This is a genomic window from Puia dinghuensis (genome assembly GCF_014642875.1).
Classification (GTDB): domain Bacteria; phylum Bacteroidota; class Bacteroidia; order Chitinophagales; family Chitinophagaceae; genus Puia; species Puia dinghuensis.
Map to the genome: position 1 here is coordinate 219548 of NZ_BMJC01000006.1, position 23493 is coordinate 243040.

Genomic DNA, 23493 nt, shown 5'->3' on the forward strand with positions numbered 1-23493 from the left:
ATCAGTTGTTTAATTTTATAAATCCTCCATCTATCGGGTAGTCTGTACCAGTGATAAACGAGGCCTCGTCGCTGCTGAGGTAGAGGACGAGCCCGGCAATCTCATCCGGCTTTGCCATTCGGCCGATAGGCTGAGTCCTGGACAATTTTTCGAACATCTCCTGTTCTTTCCCCGGGTAGTTCTTTTTCAGGAAGCCATCCACGAAAGGGGTATGGACGCGTGCCGGGGAGATGCAGTTGCACCGGATGCCGTCTTTCAAATAATCCTTTGCCACCGAAAGGGTCATGGAATAGACCGCGCCCTTTGTCATGGAATAGGCAAACCGGTCGGGGATGCCCACGGTGGCGGCAATGGAGCACATGTTGATGATGGCGCCTCCGCCGCTCTTTCTGAGGACGGGGATGCCGGCATGCAAACAATTATAGACCCCTTTTATATTCACGGTATAGAGCCGGTCCATATCGGCTTCCTGTGTGGATTCGGCCGTCCCGATATGCGAGACCCCGGCGCTATTGACCAGGATGTCGAGGCGTGGCAGACTCGCGAACATCGCTTTTGTCTGTTCCTGGTTGGAGACATCGGCAATTTTTGCGACGGCGTTGCCACCGATCTCTCCTGCGGTGTTGTTTGCCTGTTCTTCATTGATATCCGCTACATAGACCGTGGCCCCCTGTTTTGCCAGCAAGACCGCTACTGCTTTTCCGATGCCGCTGCCGGCGCCTGTGATGACGGCATGTTTTCCTTCGAGATTGAACATTTATTTATTCGGTACTAAGTGAAAAAATCTTATCCATCAGCCGCCATTTTTCGCCGGGGCTGCCGCCGGGTATGGCCATTTGATACTTCCACATCAACTCTTCCCAACGCGCATTGATGGGGTTGGCGGCATCCATGGCAGCCTTCTTCTCAAAACTAAATCCGGGCGCGGTCTCCATGATCATGAAGAGGCGGTTTTCGAGCCGGTAGATCTCCATCTGTGTGATGCCGCTTGCCAAAATACTTTCCTTTATCTCGGGCCAGACGTTCTGGTGCCACTCTTCGTATTCGGCGATGAGGGCCGGGTCGGGTTGCAGGTCGAGGGCAAGACAATATCTCATGCGAGCGCAGGGGTTTTTTGGGTTTGAGGAACCTCCTTGATTCTATGGCCGCGGAGTCCGAAATACAAGATGAAAGCCATACAGACCACCGGCATGATATAGGCAACCTGGATGCTACCCGTCGCGTCGGAGATCAATCCCATCATCACCGGCGTAAAGGCTCCGCCGATGATCGACATCACAAGGAACGAGGAAGCCATCTTCGTTTCCTCGCCCAGGTCTTTGATGCCGAGTGCAAATATCGTAGGGAACATGATCGACAGGAAGAAGGGGATCGCCATCATTGCATAGACGGCGACGCGCCCATGCGCCATCAAGGCGACCAGCAGGAGCCCGATATTAATGGTCGCATATATGCTCAGCAACCTGGCTGGTTTGATATAGCGCATAAAGAAAGTACCCAGGAACCTGCCGGCCATAAAACCGATCATGGCTGCGCCAAGCATATTTCCGGCAGTTTTTTCGGGGATGCCCGCCGTGAATTTTGAAAAACGAACAAAGAAGCTCGTCACACCTACCTGGGCCCCTACATAGAAAAATTCTGCGATGACTGCCCAACGAACATGCGGTATCCGGAGCACCTTTGGCGAGAACCCGGTGCCGTGCCCGCCGCCGTCTTCTTCCCTCACATCGGGCAACTTCGTGAAGATAAAGGCTATGGCGACGAGGACCAGCACTACGGCCATTATCAGATAGGGCGGCTTTATAGAACTTGCCTCGTGCTGCAGATAAGCCGCCAATTGGCTATTTGCCTTCATGGCATCCAGCTCGGCTTTGCTATGCTCGACGCCGGACAGAATGAAGGTGGAGCCAATGTACGGCGCGACCACCGCGCCCAGCCCGTTAAACGATTGGGCGAAATTAAGCCGCTGTTCGGAAGTTTCCGGCGCCCCCATATGTGCTGCATACGGGTTCGCCACTGTTTCCAGGAAGGTTGCCCCACTGGCCGCCACGAAGAGCGCTACCAGGAACAGGATAAAATTGCGGCTATCTGCCGCGGGCAGAAAGAGCAGGGCGCCGGCAGCAAAAAGGAAGAGACCCATGAGGATGCCCTTCTTATAGCCGAATCGGTGGGAGAACAGACCGGCGGGGATGGCGATGACGAAATAGCCGAAATACACGGCAAAATCGATGAGCGAGGACTGGGTATCACTAAGCTGACAGACTTTCTTCAGATGAGGGATCAGGATTCCGTTGATGTTGTGGAGGAAGGCCCATAAAAAAAAGAGTGTACAGACCAGGATGAACGGGAAAAGATATTTGTTTTTTGTCATTTGTTCGTATGGTTAAGAATCGTTTTGCTCAAAAGTCAAAGAAAACAAATTTCGCCGGAGAATGGGTCTTCGATGTTATCCGAGTATTAAGTTATTCTAACACAATAAACGCCAATTTAGCTTATTTTAATGAATATCGTTCCCGTAGAATTCAGCTTCAACGATGCTTAAACGACCAGGAGCATTGGCCCCGGCGGAACCCGGCCCGTCATCGAGGGTTTTGCCGTTGACTTCCGTTGTACTGGTGTTTTGCGTGCCCGATGCGGCCGTCAGTTGGATCCGGATGGTGCTGCCGGTGTGCGGAGTAAAGCGGATGAGAGTATAACCCAGGCTTCGAGGAGTGGAGTCATGCCAGACCTGTTGGCCGTCTATAAGGATGGACAAAGGATAGCTTCGGGTGCGGAAATTATTCAATTTAAGGACGATCTCGCCGATGGGGGTGGGGTGATGGAGGCGGTATTCGATCCAGGCGGTGGACAAGGCGCCGTCGTTATGCCAGTCGGTGGTTTCGTTGTCGTCACAGCTACGGGCGGCAAGATCGGTGTTGGCCCCGGCTGTTACCGAAGCAATGACAAGCGGGGTGCGGGTGGCTTTGAAGGAGGGGGTGGCGGGAGTTGGCCCACGATCGAGCCTTGAGGGGAGACCGTCGTCAGGCATTTGGAGCGCCAGGCCATCGACTACCTTAAAGGGATGGGCCTGGAAGGTGAGCGTAGCGGGAGCGAGGCCTTCGGCAGTGGCCTTGAGGACGACGGCGCCGGGTTTTGTGGTGCTGCGGAGGAGGACGCGGTTGACGCCACATTCGACGGGCAGGTCTCTGGAAAGAATATAATTATCCGGCCCCTGTGCCATGCCGCCGCGCCATTCGGCGGGTCCGGTGAGTTCGAAATGGATGGTCGACAAATCGGTGGGGCAGCGGCGCCCTTGGGCATCCGTCACCTCTACCTGAACAAGCACCAGATCGGCGCCGTCGGCTTTGAAGCCATTGGGTGCGGTGTGGAGCGTGAGCCGGATGGCGGCGGGTTTGCCGGCCGTCTCATGGCTGGCGGAGCAGAGGGGCTTACCCCGTGCGTCGTAGCCGGTGGCGCTGATGGTCCCCGGCTGCCATTCGACGTCAGGGAAGGTGAAGAGGAAGCGGTTGCTTTGTTTCCCCCAGCCAAGCGATCTCCCGTTAATGAACAGTTGCACCTTCTCAGCGGAAGAGACGACGTAGATGTCCTTTTTCACGACGGGAGCATAGTTCCAGTGGCCGATGATATGGATACGCGGTCTTTCTATGTCGACCCAACCATCCCACATGACCTGGTGAGCATAAAAGCCATCTTTGGGGATGCGCAGGGCGTCTACTTCCCCGCTTCGCCGGTAGTTCTCCGCCCCACGATAATGGGTATTCGATTCCGAGAAGATGATATTGACCCCGCCGGCGCTGATGCGGTGACCAGTGCCAGGACGCTGGAGCCAGTAGTCGTACCAGCGGGCAATGTCTTCGAGAGCATGAGAGTCCTGGTTGCGGTTGTAGATGCTGGCATCTTCTCCCCTGTAGGGCGGTCCGTCACCGTCCTTATGATAGGGTGGTGAATACTCATCCCAATATTTCCGTAAGCCTTCGTCCCGGGAGTATTCCATCTCCCACAGCGGTTTGTCCGCGCTCTTGTCGATATAGAGCATTTCGCCGCCATATTCCGCTGTTTTTGAGTCGAGCATTTCACGGGCGCCGATGGCGCGGCCGCCATACGGATCATACTGGTCGCGGATGCTCTTCATTTCCTGCATATGCGCCTCGCTGATGCCTTTATTGCCGCATTCATAGAAGATGATGCTGGGGTTGTTGCGGTTGTAGATGATGGCGTCACGCATCAGCTCGACCCGCTGCTGCCATCGCCGACCCTCGACATCTTTCTCGGCATCGCCTGCCGGCATGGCTTCCATCAACCCTACCCGATCGCAGGAGAGTACGTCCTGATGCCAGGGAGTGACGTGCATCCAGCGGACGAGATTGCCGTTGCTTTCGACGATGAGGTGGTTGCTTAGATCGCTGAGCCAGGGCGCAACGGACTGGCCGAGAGCCGGCCATTCATTGGTGGTGCGCTGCGCATAACCCTTTATCTGGATAGGACGGTCGTTCAGCGTGAGCATGCCACCCGTGAAAGCCGTCTTGCGGAAGCCGGTGACGGTGGTGACGGAATCGATGGTCGCGGCGCCATCTTTTAGCAGGGTGGAGACGTGGTAGAGATAACCGTAACCCCAGCTCCAGAAATGGAGATTACCCATACGGGCTGCGGCGTGGGCGGTCGTAGTCTGGCCGGGGGCGAGCATTTGGGGCTCGCCGTGCATGGTTTTGACGAGCCGGCCGTTGCAGTCCCGGATGGAGACTTCATACCGGAAGGTGCGGGGTTGTTCGCCTTCGTTTGTTATTTCGGACTCCGCCGTGATGGTGGCGGCCTTTGCGGAGATGTCGATGTCTTTTGCGTAGATGTAGATGCCTGTCGCATGGAGTGAGGAATACAGGGGCAGGGTCTGGTGGAGGGGGTCCATGACATGCAGCCAGACGTTCTTGTTGATACCGCCGTAGTTGGCGTAAAAGTTATGGTCGTTCCATTCGAATGTGCTTCCGGTGGCCTGTTCCTTATAATCCCAGTGGTTGTCGATGCGGGCGGCGATGACGTTGTCGGAGTCCACCTTCAGCCAGGGTGTGAGGTCGAATCCAAACGCCATGACGCCGTTCTCGCTACGGCCGAGCCAGTGGCCGTTGAGATAGAATTCCCCGGCCTGGCGGATGCCTTCGCATTCGAGAAAAACCTTTTTGCCTTTGGCACTGGCTGGAATGCGAAAATGTTTGCGGTACCAGGCAATACCTGTGGTAAGATGCTGGATCGCCTTTTTAAAGGCATCGTCTTCATTAAAGGCATGGGGCAATGATATCGGCTGCCAGTTTGCGTCATCGAAGCCGGGGGCGCTCGCATCTTTTGGGTCGCCGGCGAAGAGCAGCCAGCCGGGATTGAAGTTATATTTTATCCGCTGCTGGGCATGGCTGGATGGCAGGGCAAACAGCAAGAACAGAAATAAGGCTGCGGGTCTCATTTTTTGGCTTTGAATTGTCTGTCAGCAAAATCCATGTATTGCTGCCAGTCATAGCGGGTCAGGTCGTGCTTGCCGGTGCGAATGTGATAACGGATGGTCTCGCCGACAGGGTGTTCGAGGGCTGGCATGCTGGCAGTCTCGAGACCTTTCTTATTGAAGAGATGATAGACGGGGTCGGCAAGCCCGGCGCTGAGGAACTCGCCTTTCGGGTCCGACCATTGGTCGCCGATGGCGCTGGCGACGTACAAGGGCCGCGGAGCGATCAGCGACAAGAGCATGTATTGATCTGTGGGCATAGCGGCGGGGTTGCTGCCGTATTGTTTGTAGTTGGGGGAAAACCACCAGGGGAATTTGTCGTTGATGATGGCGATGGTCTCGCCATAGTCGCGTTTGCCCAAGGCCGCGCCACCTTCCCCTGATTCGTTGGAAACGACCATGGTGAAGCGCTGATCGTTTGCCCCGGCCCAGAGGGCGGCCTTGCCGAGGCGGGAGTGGCCGATGACGATGAGCTGTAGTGGGTTGACTTTTTCTTCCGTTTTCAGGTAGTCGGCCATGCGGCTCAGCCCCCAGGCCCAGGCGGACAAGGCGCTCCATTCCCGGGGCTGGATCTTCAGTTTGTCCGCCAGGCGCGTACGGATGCCCGTTTGCCAGCCATTGGCGCGGTCGGGTTCGATATCCCAATACCAGGCGACAGCGACACCATAACCACGCTTGACGATCTCTTTCAACGGCCATTGAGCCGAAGTATCCGTCACGGCATTGGGCGTGAAGCTATAGCCCACGAAGACGGGAACACTGGCCCTGGCCTTGGCGTTTTTGGGAAGATAGAGCATCATATGGAGGCTGGCAGCGGTGTCGCCGGGCAGGAAATGAAGTGTGACCTCCTTTTTTATCGCGATGCCGCCAAGGGCATTACGATCTGTCGCTGTCGTTTCGTAGGTGACGGGGATCTTTTGTTCGGGGACACGGCCGTACACATTTTTTGCAAAAAGTTGCAGGATGGCGGGGCGTTGGGTTGTTTTCCAGTCCTTCTTGTTGGTGAGATCGAGTTTGGGCTCTTCGTAAGAAGGAACCTTCGATTCATCGAGGTTAGCGGCGGGTGGCGTGGCGATCTGGTAGACCTCGCTGCCGGCAAGCAGGAAGCAGCCGAGACCATAGTCTTCGAAGTCGGGTATCTTGTCATAGGTCACCGGCTGGCCATCCTTTGGCTCCTTACCCGTCCCCTGTACCCAGCCCAGCATACCGTTTTCGTGCAGGGATTCGGTGGCCATAGCCGTCCAGGCTTTAGCCACGATTGGATAATAAGCCTTCTTATCAAGATAACCCTGGCGGATACCCCAGGAGATGCCATAGGTGAAGAGTGCGGTGCCCGTGAGCTCCTTACCGCCAAAATGGGTGGAATCGTGCAGGCTGCAGTTCCAGTAGCCATCGGCGCGCTGCAGCGGTACGAGGGCTTTTACCATGTCGAGATAGTCCTGCTGGTATTCGGCGCGATGCGGGTCGTTCAGCGGCAGGAGGGAAAGAACGCGGACCAGGGCAGCGAGCACCCAACCATTGCCCCGGCTCCAATAGCAGTTTTGTCCGTTGGGTTCCTTGTAGGGTGGAACGAAGTCTTTATCCCGCCACCAGAGGTGCTCTTCGGAGCTGTAGAGTCCGTGGGCGCCATGGATAGTCTTGGTATAATGATAGAGATCGTACATCTTCCGGAAGTAAGAGGTGTCGTGGTATTCGACACCGAGGCGGGTGAACACGGGCATGGCCATCTGGATGGCGTCGATCCAGTGCCAGTCGTCGGCTTTGTCGCTGTGGACCATGTTGCCGATGCAGGCTTTTACCGGCGTGATGCGCTGCGACAGGGTGTCGATGGTGTACAGATCGATCCAGGTCTGGCCGGCGCATTGATCATCGGCGTTGCGGTCAGTGATGCCGTTGCGTGGGGTCCAATCGTGCTTATTACCCCAGTCGATGGCGTAGTCGAGGTATTCTTTTTTTGCGTCGATGGAATACAAGGCCATCAGTCCTTCGTAGTAGACGGCGCGGGTCCAGATATGACTGGGGCGGGCGACGTTGGTAACGATCTCCTTGCCCGGGTCGGGCCATTTGGTCATGAAATAGCCGTTGGCCAGGCGCATTGCGCGGAGGATGTCCTGCTGTTGCGGACCCGGTTGCGCGGTGCTTCTTTGCGCGGCGGCCGTGACGACGAGGACGATGGCGAGAACCGATCTTAGCGACATAATAGCGGTTTTATTTTAGGGGAGCGGTTGTAGTCCCTCCCATTTTACTTTCCATTTTCCGTCCTTCGGGATACCGGGGTTTCCTATTGTGCACCCATCGAAGCCAGCACACATCAGCGCGACAGCCGCCAGCAGGCCGCCGTTGCCCGGCAGGTAGAGCCGGAGCCGCTCGTCCTGGTAGTTATGACCGTCCGGCAGATACGTGTTCTTTTTCACCGGCATCAGGAGGGCGTCTATGGCTTTTTCGGGCAGCCCTAGCCTGGTCGCCGTCATCGCGATGAGCGGATAGTCCCAGCCCCAGGTGGACTCCCAGTCCCAATTAGTCATCACCCAGTCAAAGGTAGCATGCATCGTTGAAGTATCGAGCCCGGTTGTTTTTGGCAGAAATCCGTAGGTGGCCAGGACGACGGGATGGTCGCCGCGATAACGCGGGTTGGTATAGGCGTCGGTGGCGCCTTCGGTAGGATAATAGAGGCCGTCGTGTTGAGGCAGGGGAGCCAATTGGTCTTCTACCCGCTGCCAGTCGGAGTTTGCGGGTTGACCGAGGCGGGCGCGCCATTGTTGTGCGACTGCCAATGCCCAACGCCAGTAGGCCAGTTCGAAGCAGGGATTTACCGTGCTGTCGGCCTTGAACCGCTCCTGCGCGGGGATGAGGGCCGGGCCAAGGACGTAGCGTTGTATGATGCTGTCGTATGCCGCATAGGAGGCCATAAAATCGGCGGTGGAGTCAATGAGGGCGCCGTACTTTTTCAGGATAGATGCTTTGTCGGTTGCGGCACGGTATGTTAATTCGGCGAGGTAGATAAAATGCGGTTGTTGCCAGATGAGGAAGGCGCCGACGGAGGAGGGGCTTTCGCCGCCTCGGGGGTCGGTCATCTTCTGCCAGCGAAGACCCGCGTATCCCTGGCGCCGGGCGATGGCTCTTGCGCCGGCGGCAGCCGTTGCATACCAGTCGAGCGAACGCTGAAGCAGTTCGGGATGGTTCCAGAGGGCGAAGTGGGCGTCGTGCCACCAGTGCATTTCAAGATGGGGTTTGCCGTACCAGCTGTTATAGGTGAGGCCGGTTTCCTGTGGTGGGTAGTCCCCCGCGTCCTGGATGCGCGTGAGGTATTGGGAGAGGACGATACGGCGCTCGAGTTCGGCGGCACGGGGGTCTATGCTGCCGGAGCAGTCGACGGCGGCGCCGGTTTGCCAGTAGACACGCCAGGCTTCCGCGGCTGCAGCCCTTATGCGCGCATAGGTTTCTCCGTTGGACGGGGATGGGAGAGCGGATATGAAGAGTGCGGTGATACAAAAGGTGTCCACCGCCGCCATGGGGGTAATGAGGTAGTAATGAGGTTGGTGTTTGGTGAGCGTTGCGTTAGTATAGGTGGCTTGGATGTAGTATGTAGTCGTATCGAGGTCGTGGCGGATGCGGGCGCCAGTGGGGGTGAGGTTTTCGATGGTTGTTTTGTGGGCTTCGGGGTGGGTCCAGTTGTCGCCGTAATCGGTGAAGGCGTTGGTGGGATAGGGCAAGCGGAGGCGAATCCGGAGCCGGTTTTGATGTATGAGGCCCGAATGGATGTTTATGGCGATGGCGTCGTTGTCGGGGTCGGCGATAGTAGAGACATCGACGGGTGTGCCTTCGAGGGTGAAATGACTTCTGATCTCGCCCGACCAAAGGATGAGCTCCTGGTGGATGTCTTTTATATCCTCGAGGGTGGCGGGGCTGCCGTCCTGTTTTTTTAGCTCGAAGCCGATGTTGCCGAGTTGAAGCCGGTGAGGGTTCTCGCGGAAGTAATCGACTGCTTTATTCTTCAACTGGACACTATAGGTGATGTCACGGCCATGGATGTGATAGGGTTTGAGGGTTTCGGCGAACCGGTAGCCGGCCGTGTCGGGAAAGCTGTGCCAACCCCATTCGGATTCGGTGCCGAGGGAGATGCCTTTGTCATAGGCTTCGGGGAAGGATTGCAGCCCCGTGACGTCGACGGTGAAAGCGAAGCGGCCATTGCCAACCGAGAGCGCTGAAAGCGGGTCGGCATTTGTGTTCACGGGGTTATGACGATCGATGAGGGCATGGCGGTCAATGGGGCTATCAGGTTTTGGTTTTAGCTCGTCGGGGTTAGCCCGGGAGTGAGCCGACCAGACAAAGCGGCTTGAATCATTGATCAGCGATTTGATGGTGACATAGTCTATTTCGGCAGCAGGATGGAATCGGGGCGACTCCATGTATTTGATAAGACTGTAATAGAGTTGACGAGAGGCCGGGCGATCGGCGGAGATATTGGGACCGAGATCGGCACTGCTGACGATGAGCCGCCCCTTCCCTACCCTTGCCTCGAAGATAAGCCCGAGCCGGCGATTCAAAAACCAGGTATCGATGGGTTGCACCAGCGGGCGGAAGCTTTTTGGAAAATCCTCGAGATGCATCACCTGCGCCTTATAAAGGATATCCCACCATTGATAATCGCTGTGGTAGCTGGTGGGAAAATGCTGAAACGCCGGGTTGGCAGCATCGAGGAGAATGCCGAGGGTATGTGGTGGCCGCATCTTGAACCAGGAAGTATTCCAGAAGACGGGAGTGAAGTTCATGACGATCTCTTTACCTTTCCTGATCTTGCCCGCAGCATTAAAAAAAACCGTACCGCCGAAATCGAGCAGCATGTGCGCTTTTTCGTTGAGCTCGGTGCAATAGTAAACGTGGTCGGATGATAAAGCCGGCAGCTTCGCCGGGTAGACCCAGCAGTCCCACTCGTTGGCATAGGGTGTGTTGCGGACGGCGACTTCGAGATGAAGATGCGTAGCACGGCTGATCGCATTTAGCGGGATGGTTATTCCGCCGATGGTGGTGACATCGCCGGTTGGGATATCCCTCCCTGTGAAAGCACCTCTTGCCAGAATGGCGTTGCTGTCGTCGCGGAGATCCCAGTCAATAACCGCGTCGTGCAGTGGCGCCTTGCCGTAGTGATAGAGTTCGATCGCCGCGGTAAGCGTATCGGTGTTGTACCAGACAAATTTCGGAAGCCGGGCGAGCGGTACGGTCGAATTACAGAACCGCGACCAGGCTTTTGCGTTGATATAGCCTTTCTCCTGCCAGAGGGCATCGAGGACGCCCACCAGCGCCGTGCCCTGGCCGGAATAGTCGGTGAGACAAAGCAATTGGAAGCCGGCAGAGCCTTTCGTACGCAAAGATCTTTCGATCTCCGCCTTGTAACAAAGCGCTTGTAGCTTTCCGGAAGCCATGAGAAAACGGCGGGCTTCGTCACCCATGCCCTGTTGCCCGAGATCGTCGCGGAATATCTCAAAATTTTTGGCCTTATAGACACCGGTATATCTGGGGATCTCCGAAAAATCCGGATAGGCGCACCACTGGCCCATTTCGTGCGTGACATAGGGAACGGCAAATTTTTCAACGACGGCATGATAGTCCGTCATGGATTCGGGGAGACTGTTCCAGTTGAGCCCGCGGGGACCCGATTTCACCATATAATCGTTGGCGGGGATCAGGGGCCAGTTGCTGCCGACGTCCGCGCCGGTATATACGCGACGGCGATCTTTATTCTGCCAGTACCGGACAAACTTTGTCAGATAGTCGGCCTGGTGGCCGCCGCGTGGTTCGTTGCCATAGGCCAGCATACAAAATGACGCATAGTTGCCATAGGCCGTCGCCATCCGGTTGGTCTCATCGAAGATAAATTGGTCGATGGGTTTGTCATCGCCAAGGGAAGACCCATGGTTGGCCCAGGACGGCCCTTCGGGCTGGAGGTAGAAGCCAACGCGATCTGCCGCCTGAAACGCCGCCTCCGGTGGGCAATAGGAGTGAAAGCGCATATGATTGAGACCGTAAGATCGCGCGATACGAAAGACCCTTTCCCACGAACGTTCGTCCATCGGTGCATAGCCGGTGAGCGGGAATTCGCAGTTCTCGACCATCCCGCGCAGATGGACCGTGCGGCCGTTGACAGTGAAGTGAGTGCCCTCGACTTTGAATTCGCGCATCCCGAACTCGATATTGCGTATGTCGCCGTTGTCGAGTTTGACCCTAAGCCTGTAAAGCGCGGGATCGAACTCATCCCAGAGAAGGGGGTGGTCACCCATGGGAAGGTCGATATCCAGCGAATCGCCGGTGATGGGGTAGGTATGAGGGGGAATGTGTTGGTGCTCGCTGGTATTGAAGCTGGCGGCAGAGAGGGTAATGGAGCCATGGCCCCCATGCACGGTGATGTGGACACGGGCAATCTTGCGGGAAATGTCGGGGTATACCTGGACATCATCGATGTAGGTGGCGGGGCGGGCTGTCAGCAGGAGTCTGCCGGCGACGCCATTCCAGTTGCCCTGCGTCTGGTCGGTGAGGCTATGGGAGTCGGGACCGACATTGATATCCTTAATGCGATTGTCGATGCGGAGGGTAAGAAGGTGACGACCGGGGGCAAGGCCGGTGAGGTCGAACTCCTGCGCCGTACAAAACCCGTAGTAATGTCCCATGGGTTTGTCGTCGAGCCAGACGGTGGTCTCGCTGTGTGGACGTTCGAGGTACAAAACGATGTGACGGCCCTGCCAGCCGGCCGGAATATCGATGGTTCGCTGGTACCAGGCGGCGCCAAGGTAATGTTTTGGCGGGGTGAGCCAAAAGGGGAATTTGAGGTTGCCGGGCTGCCGGTATTTGGCCATCCGCGGATCGAAGAACCAACTGCTGTCGTAGATGCTGGCAGTCCATTTGGTGTCGATAGTGACGGGATCGCCCTTGCCGTTCTGCATCATCGAGCCGGGGAGATAAATGGAGTCGGGGAGTTTTTTTGCAAACCAATGTTGAGCTTCCCCCTCATCATGCGGATCCATGCGGAAACGCCAGACACCGGCGAGGCTTAGGGTATCGGCCGCGTGCGTAGAGAGGAAGCCGACAAGCAGCAATATGGTCGGGAATGCGCGCATCAGGGCCGAAGATATTGAGTCAGCAGAAGGCCATGCAGCTGGCGCAGACCGGTGACGACAGACGTGGCGTTGAGTTTGGCGCCGGCTTCGTTGGTGTGGGTATGATCACCGGGGAAGAAATCCTTTACCTTGTCGGGTCCCAGCTGATCATATTGATCGGCGATGATGGCGTTGAGATCGATGAAATACGCCCCGGTAGTCGTCGCCGTTTCCTGCGCCCACTTGCCATAATCGCCCGAATTGCGGATCACCTTGCCGTCCTTGAAGATATTCCGGGGGATGGGCGAACAGATGATGGCTGTAGCACCTTTCGATTTTGTATCGGTAACATATTTCCGCATATACCAGCCGTAGGTATGGACGGTCTCGTTCTTTTTCAAGATGGGGTTATAGATATTTGCCGAATCCTCGCCAATACCTTTTATCGTTCCGCGGGCGCGGGCTGTATCGTCCAGCGGTCCGCCGTCGTTATGTCCGAATTGCATGATGACATAATCACCGGGTTTCAACTGATCCAGCACCTTGTCCCAGTGCCCTTCGGTGATAAAGGTACGGCTGCTGCGGCCTCCCAGCGCGTAATTCCGGACAGCGATCTTCGTAGTATCAAAAGACTGGCCGAGGAAGCTGCCCCAGCCCCAGAGGCTGCCGTCGCCCCTGCCTTTCCCGTTCATGACGGTGGAGTCACCGATGATGTAGACCGTGGGTCTGCTATCCTGTAAAAGAGCTGTGAAAAAAAGAATAAGGAAGGATACTCTTATCATGGTTGGGAATTTTTGATCTGTAGTTGCGAACCATCCTTTGTATTGATAGTCATTTTATCCAGATGCCAGTCTTTGGCCCAGTTAACCTCCCCGGCCGTGGCGGCATTGATAGTGGTATTTTCGATATGAAAGCCAGTGATCAGCGATTGTTCCAGCCCGGTGGCCGAGATGGCTTTTTTGGCACTACCCACGGTGATATTCGAGACATAGATGTCTTTAAAATGCGGAATGCCTTTTTCCGGGGGTTCTATCTTGTGGAGCATCGTCTTCCAATGGGCGGGGATGGAGTCGGAGTTATAGCCGGCGGGAAGCATGGAATAACTATAGGCCGGGTTCCAGTTCATGGTGAAGAGGATGGCGTTGCCGACACTATCCATGTGAATGTTTCGGACATGGATGTCCTCAACGGTTCCGCCCCGGGTCGTCGCCGATTTGATATGAAAGCCGTTGCCAGTGCCTTTTGCGGTGAGATCGGTGGCCAGCACATGGCGGATGCCGCCGGAGGTCTCGCTGCCGATGGTGAGCAGTCCACCGCCCTTACGGGCGGTGCAGTTGCGGATGACGACATATTCGGTGGGCCGGTTGACGCGGAGACCATCCCAGTCGCGGCCCGCCTTGAGGCAAAAGTCGTCGTCATTGCAGTCGATATCGCAATTCTCAACCAACACCCATGAAGAGGAATCGATGTCGACACCATCGGTGCTGGGTCCATGCCCGTCTTCGTTGTTGCGGACCGTGATGCCGTTGACCGTAACATATTTCGAATACAACACCTGTACCGTCCAGAAGCCGGCGTCGATGAATTTGACGCCTTGTACCGTAATGTCTTCGGCATTCTGTACGAGCAGCGTACGGACGCGTTTGGCGTCATAGTCGACGATCCACCGCAGACCTTTGGGATCGTAGGTTTTGCGCATGTTCCAATATTTATCCCAACAGAACTTACCGCGCGCATTCACTGTCCCTTCGCCGGTGATGGCGGCTTTTTTTGCCCCGATGATGTTGATAAGGGCGGCGGGCCAGCGCATTTCGATGCCGGCGATGCGGGTGTCGATCTCCGGGTAGTCTTCAAAATGCTGGCTGCCGAGCAATTGAACGTCCTTGTCGAGACGGAGCGTGACGCCGTCCTTTAGAAAGAGCGAGCCGGTGAGATATTTACCCGGGGCCAGGGTGACGATGCCGCCGCCTTTGGCTGAGCAGGCGTCGATGGCGGACTGGATAGCTTTTGTGGAAAGCGTGACGCCGGTGTTGTCTGCGCCGGTGACGGGGAAGATCGTTGTTGATGGAGGAAGGGCACGTGCGCCGACATGCGTAGTCCAGTCAGGGTCGGCCGCGTTGGTCAGCGGGGTGAGCGTAACAGGGCCCATCAAACCCTCGTCCTCCGGGGTCCATTTCGAAGCGTCGAATAAGCCATCGGGGCCCCGGTTGCTGCGTAGGTGGGGTGGGAAATTATAGTTATAGAACTTCTTCCAGGGAATTTGCTTTCGATCCATGTCGATGATGCGATTGACCATGCCGCCGGAGACTGTTATCTCCAGGAAATTACGGAGTTGGAGAGCCGATGCCGGCAGCGTCAGGCGGTAGTCGGGACCGATGAGGGTGGCGATCTTTTTACCGTTGAGGTTGATCTCCGCGGTGCGGGCCACTTTGCCGAGATCGAGTAGCCAGGCCCTGGCGGAGCCGGAAGGACGGGCGAAAGTGAGAGTATATTTCGCGGTGCCCTCGAACGTTTTATCACTCCAGGGACCCAGCTGTTTTAGCGTTGCGGCCGGAGGAAGCGTGGGGCCGCCGCTGAGGAATTCGAGCCGCCAGTCGCCTTCGATGGCAATCGGGTCGCCCGCAGGGGTATAATAAGCAAAGAGCGCATCGTGCGTCGCTACATTGGTTTCGATGATGCAGGACTTCCCGGGCGCCAATTGGAGGTAGACGGCATTGTCTTTTTGACGAGCCAGCCCTTTTTCGCCCGTCATGGGGTCGAAGATGGCGGCAGTGGTGAAGGGCGCTGCAAGCGGCGCATAGCCGGTGAAGGTCTTTGTGGCGTGGTTGACGATGAAATAGACACGACCGTCACCATAGCTGCGGCGAATGAAGGCGAGGCTGTCTTCGACAAGGGCTTCCCGGCTGACACGAGCGTGCGCCAACAGCGTGGAGAGGTGGGCGCTTACAACGAAGTTCTGCCCGGCGAGCAGTTGCCCGAAGGCAGTGGTACGTTGCGCGAGGTCACCGAGTCCGGGAGGGCCGGAAGGCAGGGCCTTGTAAACCAGAACGGTGACGCCCTTTTTTTCGAGGGCGATCAGTTTTTCCAGAGCGCCAGGCGAGAGATAGCGGCAATCCGGAAGAAGGATAGTCTTGTACCGGGCCGGCAGCGGTTGTTGCAGCTGCTTATCGGAAACATAATCAAACGCGTACCCATGTGCTTGCAGATATTCCGCGCATTCCTTAAAACCGGTGTTGGTAAATTCCGGGTCCATGCGGTCGTAGTGTTTCAGTGGTGCATTGCCGGGACCGGGCTCTGACCAGCTGTCGTAAATCGGGTAGTAGAGCAGGATATCATTATCCGGCGCCCCCTGTTGGAGGAAGGACTGGCAGCGGGCGACATATTGGTTCAGCGCGGAGAAATCGCGCCACTCCGGGTCATTGGGAGTGAAATGAACGGAAGCATAGAAGAGCCAGCCCGGCCAGGGGTCGTTTATAGGCGTATAGGCAGTTCCGTGATAGAAGACATGATTGACGCCGCCGAGGAAAAAACCATCCAGGGCCCTTTTTACGTCGCTATACGAACTCAGGAAATGTTCGTTCAGCCATGTGACGGTCTCCGCAGAAGCCAGGGGTTTGCCGGTGACATGGGCGGCAGAGGTGGCGAATTTATACCGCAGAATTTCCTGGCCTTCCGTCTCGGGGATATCGCTGGCGGCATAGAGGTCGAGGATATTGGCCGGAGAGCCATGAGCCTGGTTGCGGATGATGGCGCCTTTTGTATGCGCCCAATCGTGCCAGGGCCGGGTGAATTGTTCGAGCAACAGATCGGAGATGGTCTCCCGGTAGTCGCACAGCACCCGGGCGTTAACATCGGGGCTGTCCTTGCCGAACAGGGCCGGAAGGTGCTGGCGAAGATCGTACCCACGATGACTGCGGAAGGCTTCGAAGAAGGCCGCCGTCCAGTTGCTTTGGCCACGGGAGTCATCCACTTCATAGCTGTCGTTGAAGAAGCTGCGCAATGGCTGCAGCTCATGACCGGCAAAGGCCGTATCGAAGCGGCTCAGGTATTTGCGCAGGGCCTTCGCCGAAAAATGGTCGATGACATTGCCTTCTGCTCCCGGCGACGCACGTTCCACCATTTTGCCGTGCCAGCCCAGGAAGAGGCCATAGAGGGTCCAGTTGCTGCCAGGAGGCGCCGTCCAGTCGAGATGGCCGGTGGCGTCTACCTTCGAAGTAAGATCGAGCACCTCGCCGGTGGAGGAATACCCCATCAGGGTCTGCAAGGGTGCGGTGTCGGGGAAGCGCACCTGGAAGAGGGCCAGGGCCTGGAGCGCTGCGTTGGAAAAAACGGGTTCTTTCAACTGCGCGACGGTCGTCGGCCGGCCATCGGTGTGGACATAGGGTTCCTGGATGAATCTGATCATCGTATCAGCGAGGTTGGCTCCGCCGGCAACGGTCCAGGTCTTTGTGAACAGCTCGCGACAGGCATAGGTGGAATCTATCAGCGGTCCACCCCCAAACGGCCATCCCGTACCGGTGGACATATCCAGTCCCAGGCCAAGGCGTTTAGCCTCCCCGAGGGTGTAGGAAAACAGGTTCATCCATTGGGGCGAAAGGTAATCGACAAAGCGGGACTCGTATCCTTTTACCCCATAGATGGGGGTTAGTTCGAGCCCGCCCAGGCCCGCAGCCTGGTATTGCGTCATATTGGCGGTGAGGTTCTCGCTATCGACGGCATTACCCATCCACCACCAGCGTGTCCAGGGTTTTGTCTGCGCGGTGATGGCGGGCCATTCGAGTTGGGCACGGGTGAAAAAAGGTACGAGCAGGAGGATGAAGAGCCGGTAACAACGGGCCACAGGATAACGCATGGGTTCAGATAGTTTATGATGATCTTTTACATTCTACTGCATAGACCTCTTCCTTCCCTTCAAAGTTAGCGCGAAAGATGACCCACTTATTATCGGGTGAAAAGTGGACATTGGGTTCCAGTTTATAATATTGATCTTTCATATTTACCAGTTTCTCGGCCACGAAGCGATATCCTTCGGGCCGGAAGAGATAGATCCAGCGACCGTCCTTTGCCTTGGCGACCTGGCCTTCATCACCACCATCACCACAGAACAGGGACTCGTCGGAGGAAACATTAAAATGGATCGACCATTCGTCCCGGGTGAGCGCGTATTTCTTTTCCGCGCCGGTTGCGACATCCGCCGCCCCCAGGAAGAAGGTCTCCCCCTTTGGTATCTGCCAGTCGAAATAGATGGTCTTGCCGTCGGGGCTGAAGAATTCATGCCCGGCGATCTCATTCTCAACCGTTCGTTTGTGCATCAGCCTCACCTCACCCGACCCCATCCTGATCGTCCAGATGCGATCTACCTTTTGCCAGGGGCCTTCGTGGCAGAACATCAGCAGATCGGGGTCGGTAGGAGAAAACTGGATGTGTCCCAGCCAGGTGTTCTCCCCGTGTATCTTCTTCAATTCCCCGGTCTTCACGTTGATGGTGAAGATCATATTGGGGAGGTGGGCATCAAAGATGCGATTGAAGTAGTCATGTTTCTCCGGATATTGTCGATAGATGGCGCGTTGCTCATCGCTGGCCCAGCCACCCGCCAGCAGCGTCTCATCGGCATTGAGGGTGGTGATGCTGCCTTTGAAGTCGGCGGGGAAGACAAAGATCAGCCTGGAATTGCCCGTCTCGATGCTGGTGTTGAAGACGCTGTCATGGGACTGGTAATACACGCTCTTGCTATGGTGGCCGACGATCTCGGCGTTGCTGCCATTCTCGCTGACGCGATGCAGCGTCAGCGTTTTGAGATCGACCGTATACAGATGATTACCCGTGCTATCCCTGGAGCTAAAGATCATCTTATCCCCGATGAAGGGATTGTTGTGAAAATAGAAGCTCAGGTTGTTACCCGGTTTCCGGGACAGGCGCACCACCTTGTGATGCGTGTCCTGGTCGATCCATTCGTCGGGCATCGCTTTCTTCGGACCGGTTGCTGCAAGCGGCTGTGCGACGATCGTCGTTCGGATCAACAGCAGGGCAGCGGGAAGAAGGATGGGGAATATTTTCATACCAATGATTTTTATTGATAACCCGGGTTCTGGGTATATAATCCTGGCGCAGTGAGCATCTCCGCCTCCGGAACGGGGTAGATGACAAAGGCGGGCATCACCTGACCGATCGTCGAGGACTGGCCATCGGCGGTGATCCAATTATTAATCGTCGTCACGGCCATACCTTCGCGAACCAGGTCGTTCCACCGGATGCCCTCGCCCAGGAATTCGCGGCGGCGCTCTTCCATCAGCATGGGCAGGGTGACGTGGGAGACTGCGGCGATGCCGGCGCGTTTTCTTACCAGGTTGACGATGCTATCCACGGTCGACTGGGCACCGCCGGTGGCGCCGTTGAGGATACATTCGGCCTTCATCATCAGCACGTCGGTGTAGCGCATGACGATGAAGTTGATGGGCCAGTCGTTATAGGCAACACCTCTTTTGGCGATGTTGATGTATTTTTTGATAAAGGGGTTGGCCGTATCCATCGCCGGCGGATTGCTGGTATTGATCGGATACTTCCAGTCAATGTTAAAGGTATCCCGGACATCGGTGGCGGCGCCCATGCTGCCGGCATACGAAGCCCGGAGGTTTTTGGAGATATCGAAGGTGCACGAACCGTAGCCATTGCCGTAGGTTCCGGCGATGCCGACGCCACCCCAATAGGAAAGGGGAGTCAGTTGGCTGGGAAAATCCGCACCATTATTGGTGCTCATAAACTGGACGTCGAAGAGCACTTCGGGGTTGTTCTCGTTTGTATAAGAGAAGATATTCGGGTAGCTGGCTCCAAAAGTGAACTGACCGCTGGCGATGATATCATTAAACTGGGCCATAGCCAGGTTCCATTCGTTGGTACCCTGGGTAGGGCCGTCGACGCCTGCATAGGTGGGGCCGCTACGGGTGAGGTAGACGAGTCCGAGCAGCCCTTTGGCGGCCCATTTGGTAGCCCGGCCGATGTCGACGGTCGTGTAGCTGTTGGGCAGGCTGTCGATGGCCGTGTTGAGGTCGGAGATGATGAGGTTGTAGACATCCGAAACGGAGCTGCGTTTCACCTTCTCGATGGCAGAGGCCGTCATGACGTGCTGGACGATGGGTACTTCCCCATAGAGGCGCACCAGCTGGAAGTAGTAGAAGGCCCGCAGAAAATGGCACTCGGCGGCAAACCGGGCGCGCAGGTTGGGGTCCGTGACATTCGTGCCCTTTGTCACCAGGTTGTCGAGTACGCTGTTGCAATTGTAGATGCCGTTGAAATTGTTGTCCCAGGCGCTATTGACAAACGAGACGGTGGTAAGGTTGGGCGAGAAATTCCGGATGAGCTGCCAATCACGATTGCCGTCGGAAGTGGCATAGATATTATCCGAACGCATCTCCCCCATCCAGAGCACCTCGTCGGGATAGGCGCGCAGCTGGTTGTAGGCGCCAGTGACGGCCTGGAGGAAGTCGTTTGTGTTGCTGTAGAACTGTGCGGTGGTGGTGGTCGAAGGCGGTTGTTGGTTAAGCTGTTTACTACAGGAGAGGGCAAGCAGGGAAAGCGCCAGGCTGCCGGTTATGCTGAATATATGGTTGAATGTTTTCATTAGAAAGAATTTGATGCGTTGAGTTAGAATGAAACATTTACCCCGAGGATAGCTGACTTGCTAAGCGGTATGGCGCCGTAGTCCCCGGGTAGCGGATAGGTGCCATTGGTGAGGTTAGTGTTCTGGGCTTCGGGATTGACGCCGCCCTTGTACTTATCCCAGCCAAACCAGTTGAGCATCGAGGCATAGACGCGGGCATTGCTGAACAGGCCGGTTTTGAGGATACTCTTCAAATTATATCCAAGCGTGATGTTCTGAATGCGGAGGAAGTCGGTGGAGTAGATCCAGTCCGTGGTCGTATAAGGAATGGCATAGGTAGAATAGATTCTGCCGCGGGGTGCGTTATAGTTCTGCCGGGTGTCCATGAAGCGGTTGCGCCAGACGCCCAGGGTGGTGGCCAGGCCGTTGGATGGGTTGTCGATGGCGCGGGCGATGTAAGAAAGAATAGCGCCGCCATGCTGGCCGTACACCTGGATACTAAGATCGAAGGCTTTGTAGTGGAAGAAGTTGGTGACGCCCCAGGTATATTTCGGGGTAGGCTGGCCGGCGTGGACACGGTCGTTGGCATCGATGACACCGTCTCCGTTGGCATCCTGGAATTTTTCGTCTCCTGCTACTTGTTTTGGCAGCTTGGCCACTTTGGGGTTATTGATATCATCCGGGGTGAGGATGCCAACAGATTTAATAGCATAGTATTCATACATCGGTTGTCCTTTCTGCAGGATGAAGGGCGGGTAACCGAGGCCAAAGGCATTGGGAATATTGATGAGATCGCCGAGATCGCCGAGGGAAACCACTTTGTTCTGGTTGAAGGCGATGTTGCCGTTGGCTGTCCAGAGGAAGTCGTGGGTGCGGTAGATGGTAGCGCCGATGCCGAGTTCGAGACCGCGGTTCTGCACGGCGCCTATGTTCTGCAGTTGGGAAGTTGTGCCGGATGCGGCAGGTATGGGGATGGTCAGCAGCAGGTTGGTATTCTTCTTCTGATAGACATCGAATATAATGTTGATGCGGTTGTGCCAGATAGTGGCATCCAGACCCGCATCATAGGTGTTGGAAGTTTCCCATTGGAGATTGGGATTGGGCAGGCCGTTGGGCACCTGGCCGGTGACGGCCGTGGCATTCGAACTACCGCCGAAGCTGTAGTTGCCATACAGGGTCTGGCCGACGGCGCCGGTGATGAGCGTCGGGATGGCCGAGTAGTCCCCGATGTTGTTGTTGCCCGATTTACCCCAGCTGAAACGCAGTTTCAGATCGTTGATGAAATCGATGGGCTGCATAAACTTCTCTTGCGAGACACGCCAGCCGGCGGACAGGGAAGGGAAGTTGCCGTATTCACTGGATTTCCCGAAGCGGCTGGATCCATCCCGGCGGACAGTGCCCGATAGCAGGTACTTACCCTGGTAGCTGTATTGCAACCGGCCGTAGTAGGAGAAGAGTGTATTGTTGCTCTCGGTGGTGGTGCCGGTGACGGTGACCCCGGCGGGGCTGGGGATGGCGTTGCTGAGGGTAGTGACCAGATCGTTGGCAAAGCCACCGGCCGTCGCAATCTTGAAGGTTTCCAGGTGTACATAGTTATAGGATACCCCTGCAACGGCGTTGATGGTATGGTCGTCGTGAATGGTCTTGACGAAATTGAGGGTATTCTCATTTACATAGTTCTGTTTGGTAAATCCGCTGTAGGTACCGGAAGCGTCCTTACCAGGAGAGTTTAAGCGATCGGTTACATTACCGGCAACGAAGTCGGAGATGTAGCTTTTGCTGTCCAGACTGGACTGGTCGTAGTTGAAGGTGCTGCGGGCGGTGAGGCCGCTGATGATCTGCAGTTCGCCGTATACCGTGTAGAGATTGCGGGTTGTCTTGTTGGAAGCGATGACATTGTTGAGATAGGCCACGGGGCTTATGTTGGAGGTAGCCCAGCCATAGACGGCATTCTTGCCCGCGCCCGTATTCAATCCGGCGCTGTCCTCCACGACGGGGATCATATTGTAGAGGTGCATGAGCTGGTTATCCTTTCCTTCCGCCGCAGGTGCATTGATGACGGAATAGGTGGGCGCGATGTTAAAGCCAAGTTTGAGCCGTTTTGCCACTGTGGCTTCGAGGTTGGCGCGGACGCTGTAATTGGTATAGCCGGTGTTGATCAATGTACCTTCCTGGTTCATATAACCACCCGAAACAAAATACCGGACCGTTTCGGTGCCGCCGCTGGCCGAGACCTCATAGTTCTGGAAAGGGGCCGTGCGGAAGGCGGCGTCCTGCCAATTGACGTATTGGATGCCGGGATGGCCAGGCATGCTCCAACGCGGGTCGGGCATATAGGTGGTGTTATACACGTTGGAAGCGAGACCAAGGATGGCCTGGCGTTGAGCGATAGTCTGGTCTGCGGTGCGGCCGGCGCCGCTGGCGACCCATTTATCGTTTTCGAGCTCGGTAGCCATCTGGGTCCATTCCCCGGGTTTCAGCACGTCCAGTTTCCGGGCCACCTGGCTGATGCCGGCGTTGCCATTGATGGAAAGCCGGGTCCTGCCGACCTGCCCGCGCTTTGTCGTAATGAGTACGACACCATTGGCGGCACGCGACCCATAGATGGCGCCTGCGGCCGCATCCTTCAACACCTGGATGCTTTCGATGTCATCGGGATTAAGATTGTTCAGCGGGTTGCCGTTGGAGAAGCCACCGGCGGTGTTGAGGCTGTTGACGTCGAGCGGAAAACCATCGACGACATAGAGGGGTTCGGTGCCGGCGCTGATCGAACCCGTGCCGCGCACCAGCAGCGTAAAGCCGGAGCCGGGCATCCCGGTCTGCTGCCGCACTACCACGCCGGGCATCTGGCCGACCATGGCCTGGTCGATGCGGGTGATGGGTTTCTCCTGCAGGCTCTTGGTGTCCATAGTTGCAACGGCGGCTGACACGTCACGACGTTTTTGCGAGCCATAGCCTATCACGACCACATCGTCCATCGACTTGTCGCCTTTTACCATGCCGATGTTGAAAGTCATCGTTGTACCGACATTCACTTCCTTGTCCTGGAAACCGACATAGGAGACGATGAGGACATCTTTTTTATGTACCATGATGGAAAACTCCCCGTTTGCATCCGCCGTGACGGCAGTGCGGGAGCCTTTGACGATGACACTGGCGCCGGGAATGGGCTGGCCGGCGTCATCTGTAATTTTTCCCTTCACCGGATGTGAAGGAGCTTCGTTCTGCGCCAATACCGGGCCGGTTAGCAAGAGGAAAAACAAGGTCCAGGTGAAAATAGGTGAGCAGAGACGGGAAAGAAAGCAGTCACGCATGGCAAG

At 56.3% G+C, this 23493-nt stretch carries 11 protein-coding genes; all 11 read right to left on the reverse strand.

Features of this window, described 5'->3' with window-relative positions:
* Position 1: 1 nt before the first annotated feature.
* Positions 2–757: an SDR family NAD(P)-dependent oxidoreductase gene (locus IEY39_RS26110; RefSeq protein WP_188937235.1), complete on the reverse strand. Its 756-nt coding sequence runs from the start codon at positions 755–757 to the stop codon at positions 2–4.
* 4 nt (positions 758–761) lie between these two features.
* Positions 762–1097, reverse strand: a complete 336-nt coding sequence (locus tag IEY39_RS26115; RefSeq protein ID WP_188937236.1) for an L-rhamnose mutarotase — start codon at positions 1095–1097, stop codon at positions 762–764.
* Complete coding sequence (gene fucP, locus IEY39_RS26120) at positions 1094–2371, reverse strand: L-fucose:H+ symporter permease (protein WP_188937237.1); 1278 nt, start codon at positions 2369–2371, stop codon at positions 1094–1096. The genes IEY39_RS26115 and fucP overlap by 4 nt, the downstream gene beginning before the upstream one ends.
* A gap of 126 nt (positions 2372–2497) precedes the next feature.
* Positions 2498–5449 (reverse strand): glycoside hydrolase family 2 protein, encoded by a 2952-nt coding sequence (locus IEY39_RS26125; RefSeq protein ID WP_188937238.1) that lies wholly within the window; start codon positions 5447–5449, stop codon positions 2498–2500.
* Positions 5446–7683 (reverse strand): glycoside hydrolase family 88/105 protein, encoded by a 2238-nt coding sequence (locus tag IEY39_RS26130; RefSeq protein ID WP_188937240.1) that lies wholly within the window; start codon positions 7681–7683, stop codon positions 5446–5448. Before IEY39_RS26130 ends, IEY39_RS26125 begins: the two co-directional genes overlap by 4 nt.
* Before the next feature lie 15 nt (positions 7684–7698).
* Positions 7699–12597, reverse strand: coding sequence for a DUF8487 domain-containing protein (locus IEY39_RS29955; RefSeq protein WP_229689100.1), 4899 nt, complete (start codon positions 12595–12597; stop codon positions 7699–7701).
* Entirely contained in the window at positions 12597–13358 is a 762-nt protein-coding gene (locus tag IEY39_RS26145) for a rhamnogalacturonan acetylesterase (protein WP_188937242.1), read from the reverse strand. Before IEY39_RS26145 ends, IEY39_RS29955 begins: the two co-directional genes overlap by 1 nt.
* On the reverse strand, positions 13355–17428 hold the full coding sequence (locus IEY39_RS26155) for a glycosyl hydrolase (protein WP_229689101.1): 4074 nt from the start codon (positions 17426–17428) through the stop codon (positions 13355–13357). The genes IEY39_RS26145 and IEY39_RS26155 overlap by 4 nt, the downstream gene beginning before the upstream one ends.
* A 13-nt stretch (positions 17429–17441) precedes the next feature.
* The gene (locus IEY39_RS26160) at positions 17442–18635 is read right to left on the reverse strand and encodes an oligogalacturonate lyase family protein (protein WP_188937244.1); all 1194 of its coding nucleotides are present in this window, start codon (positions 18633–18635) and stop codon (positions 17442–17444) included.
* A gap of 11 nt (positions 18636–18646) precedes the next feature.
* On the reverse strand, positions 18647–20194 hold the full coding sequence (locus IEY39_RS26165; protein WP_188937246.1) for a RagB/SusD family nutrient uptake outer membrane protein: 1548 nt from the start codon (positions 20192–20194) through the stop codon (positions 18647–18649).
* Positions 20195–20217: 23 nt separating this feature from the next.
* Positions 20218–23487, reverse strand: coding sequence for a SusC/RagA family TonB-linked outer membrane protein (locus IEY39_RS26170; RefSeq protein WP_188937247.1), 3270 nt, complete (start codon positions 23485–23487; stop codon positions 20218–20220).
* Between the last annotated feature and the right edge of the window lie 6 nt (positions 23488–23493).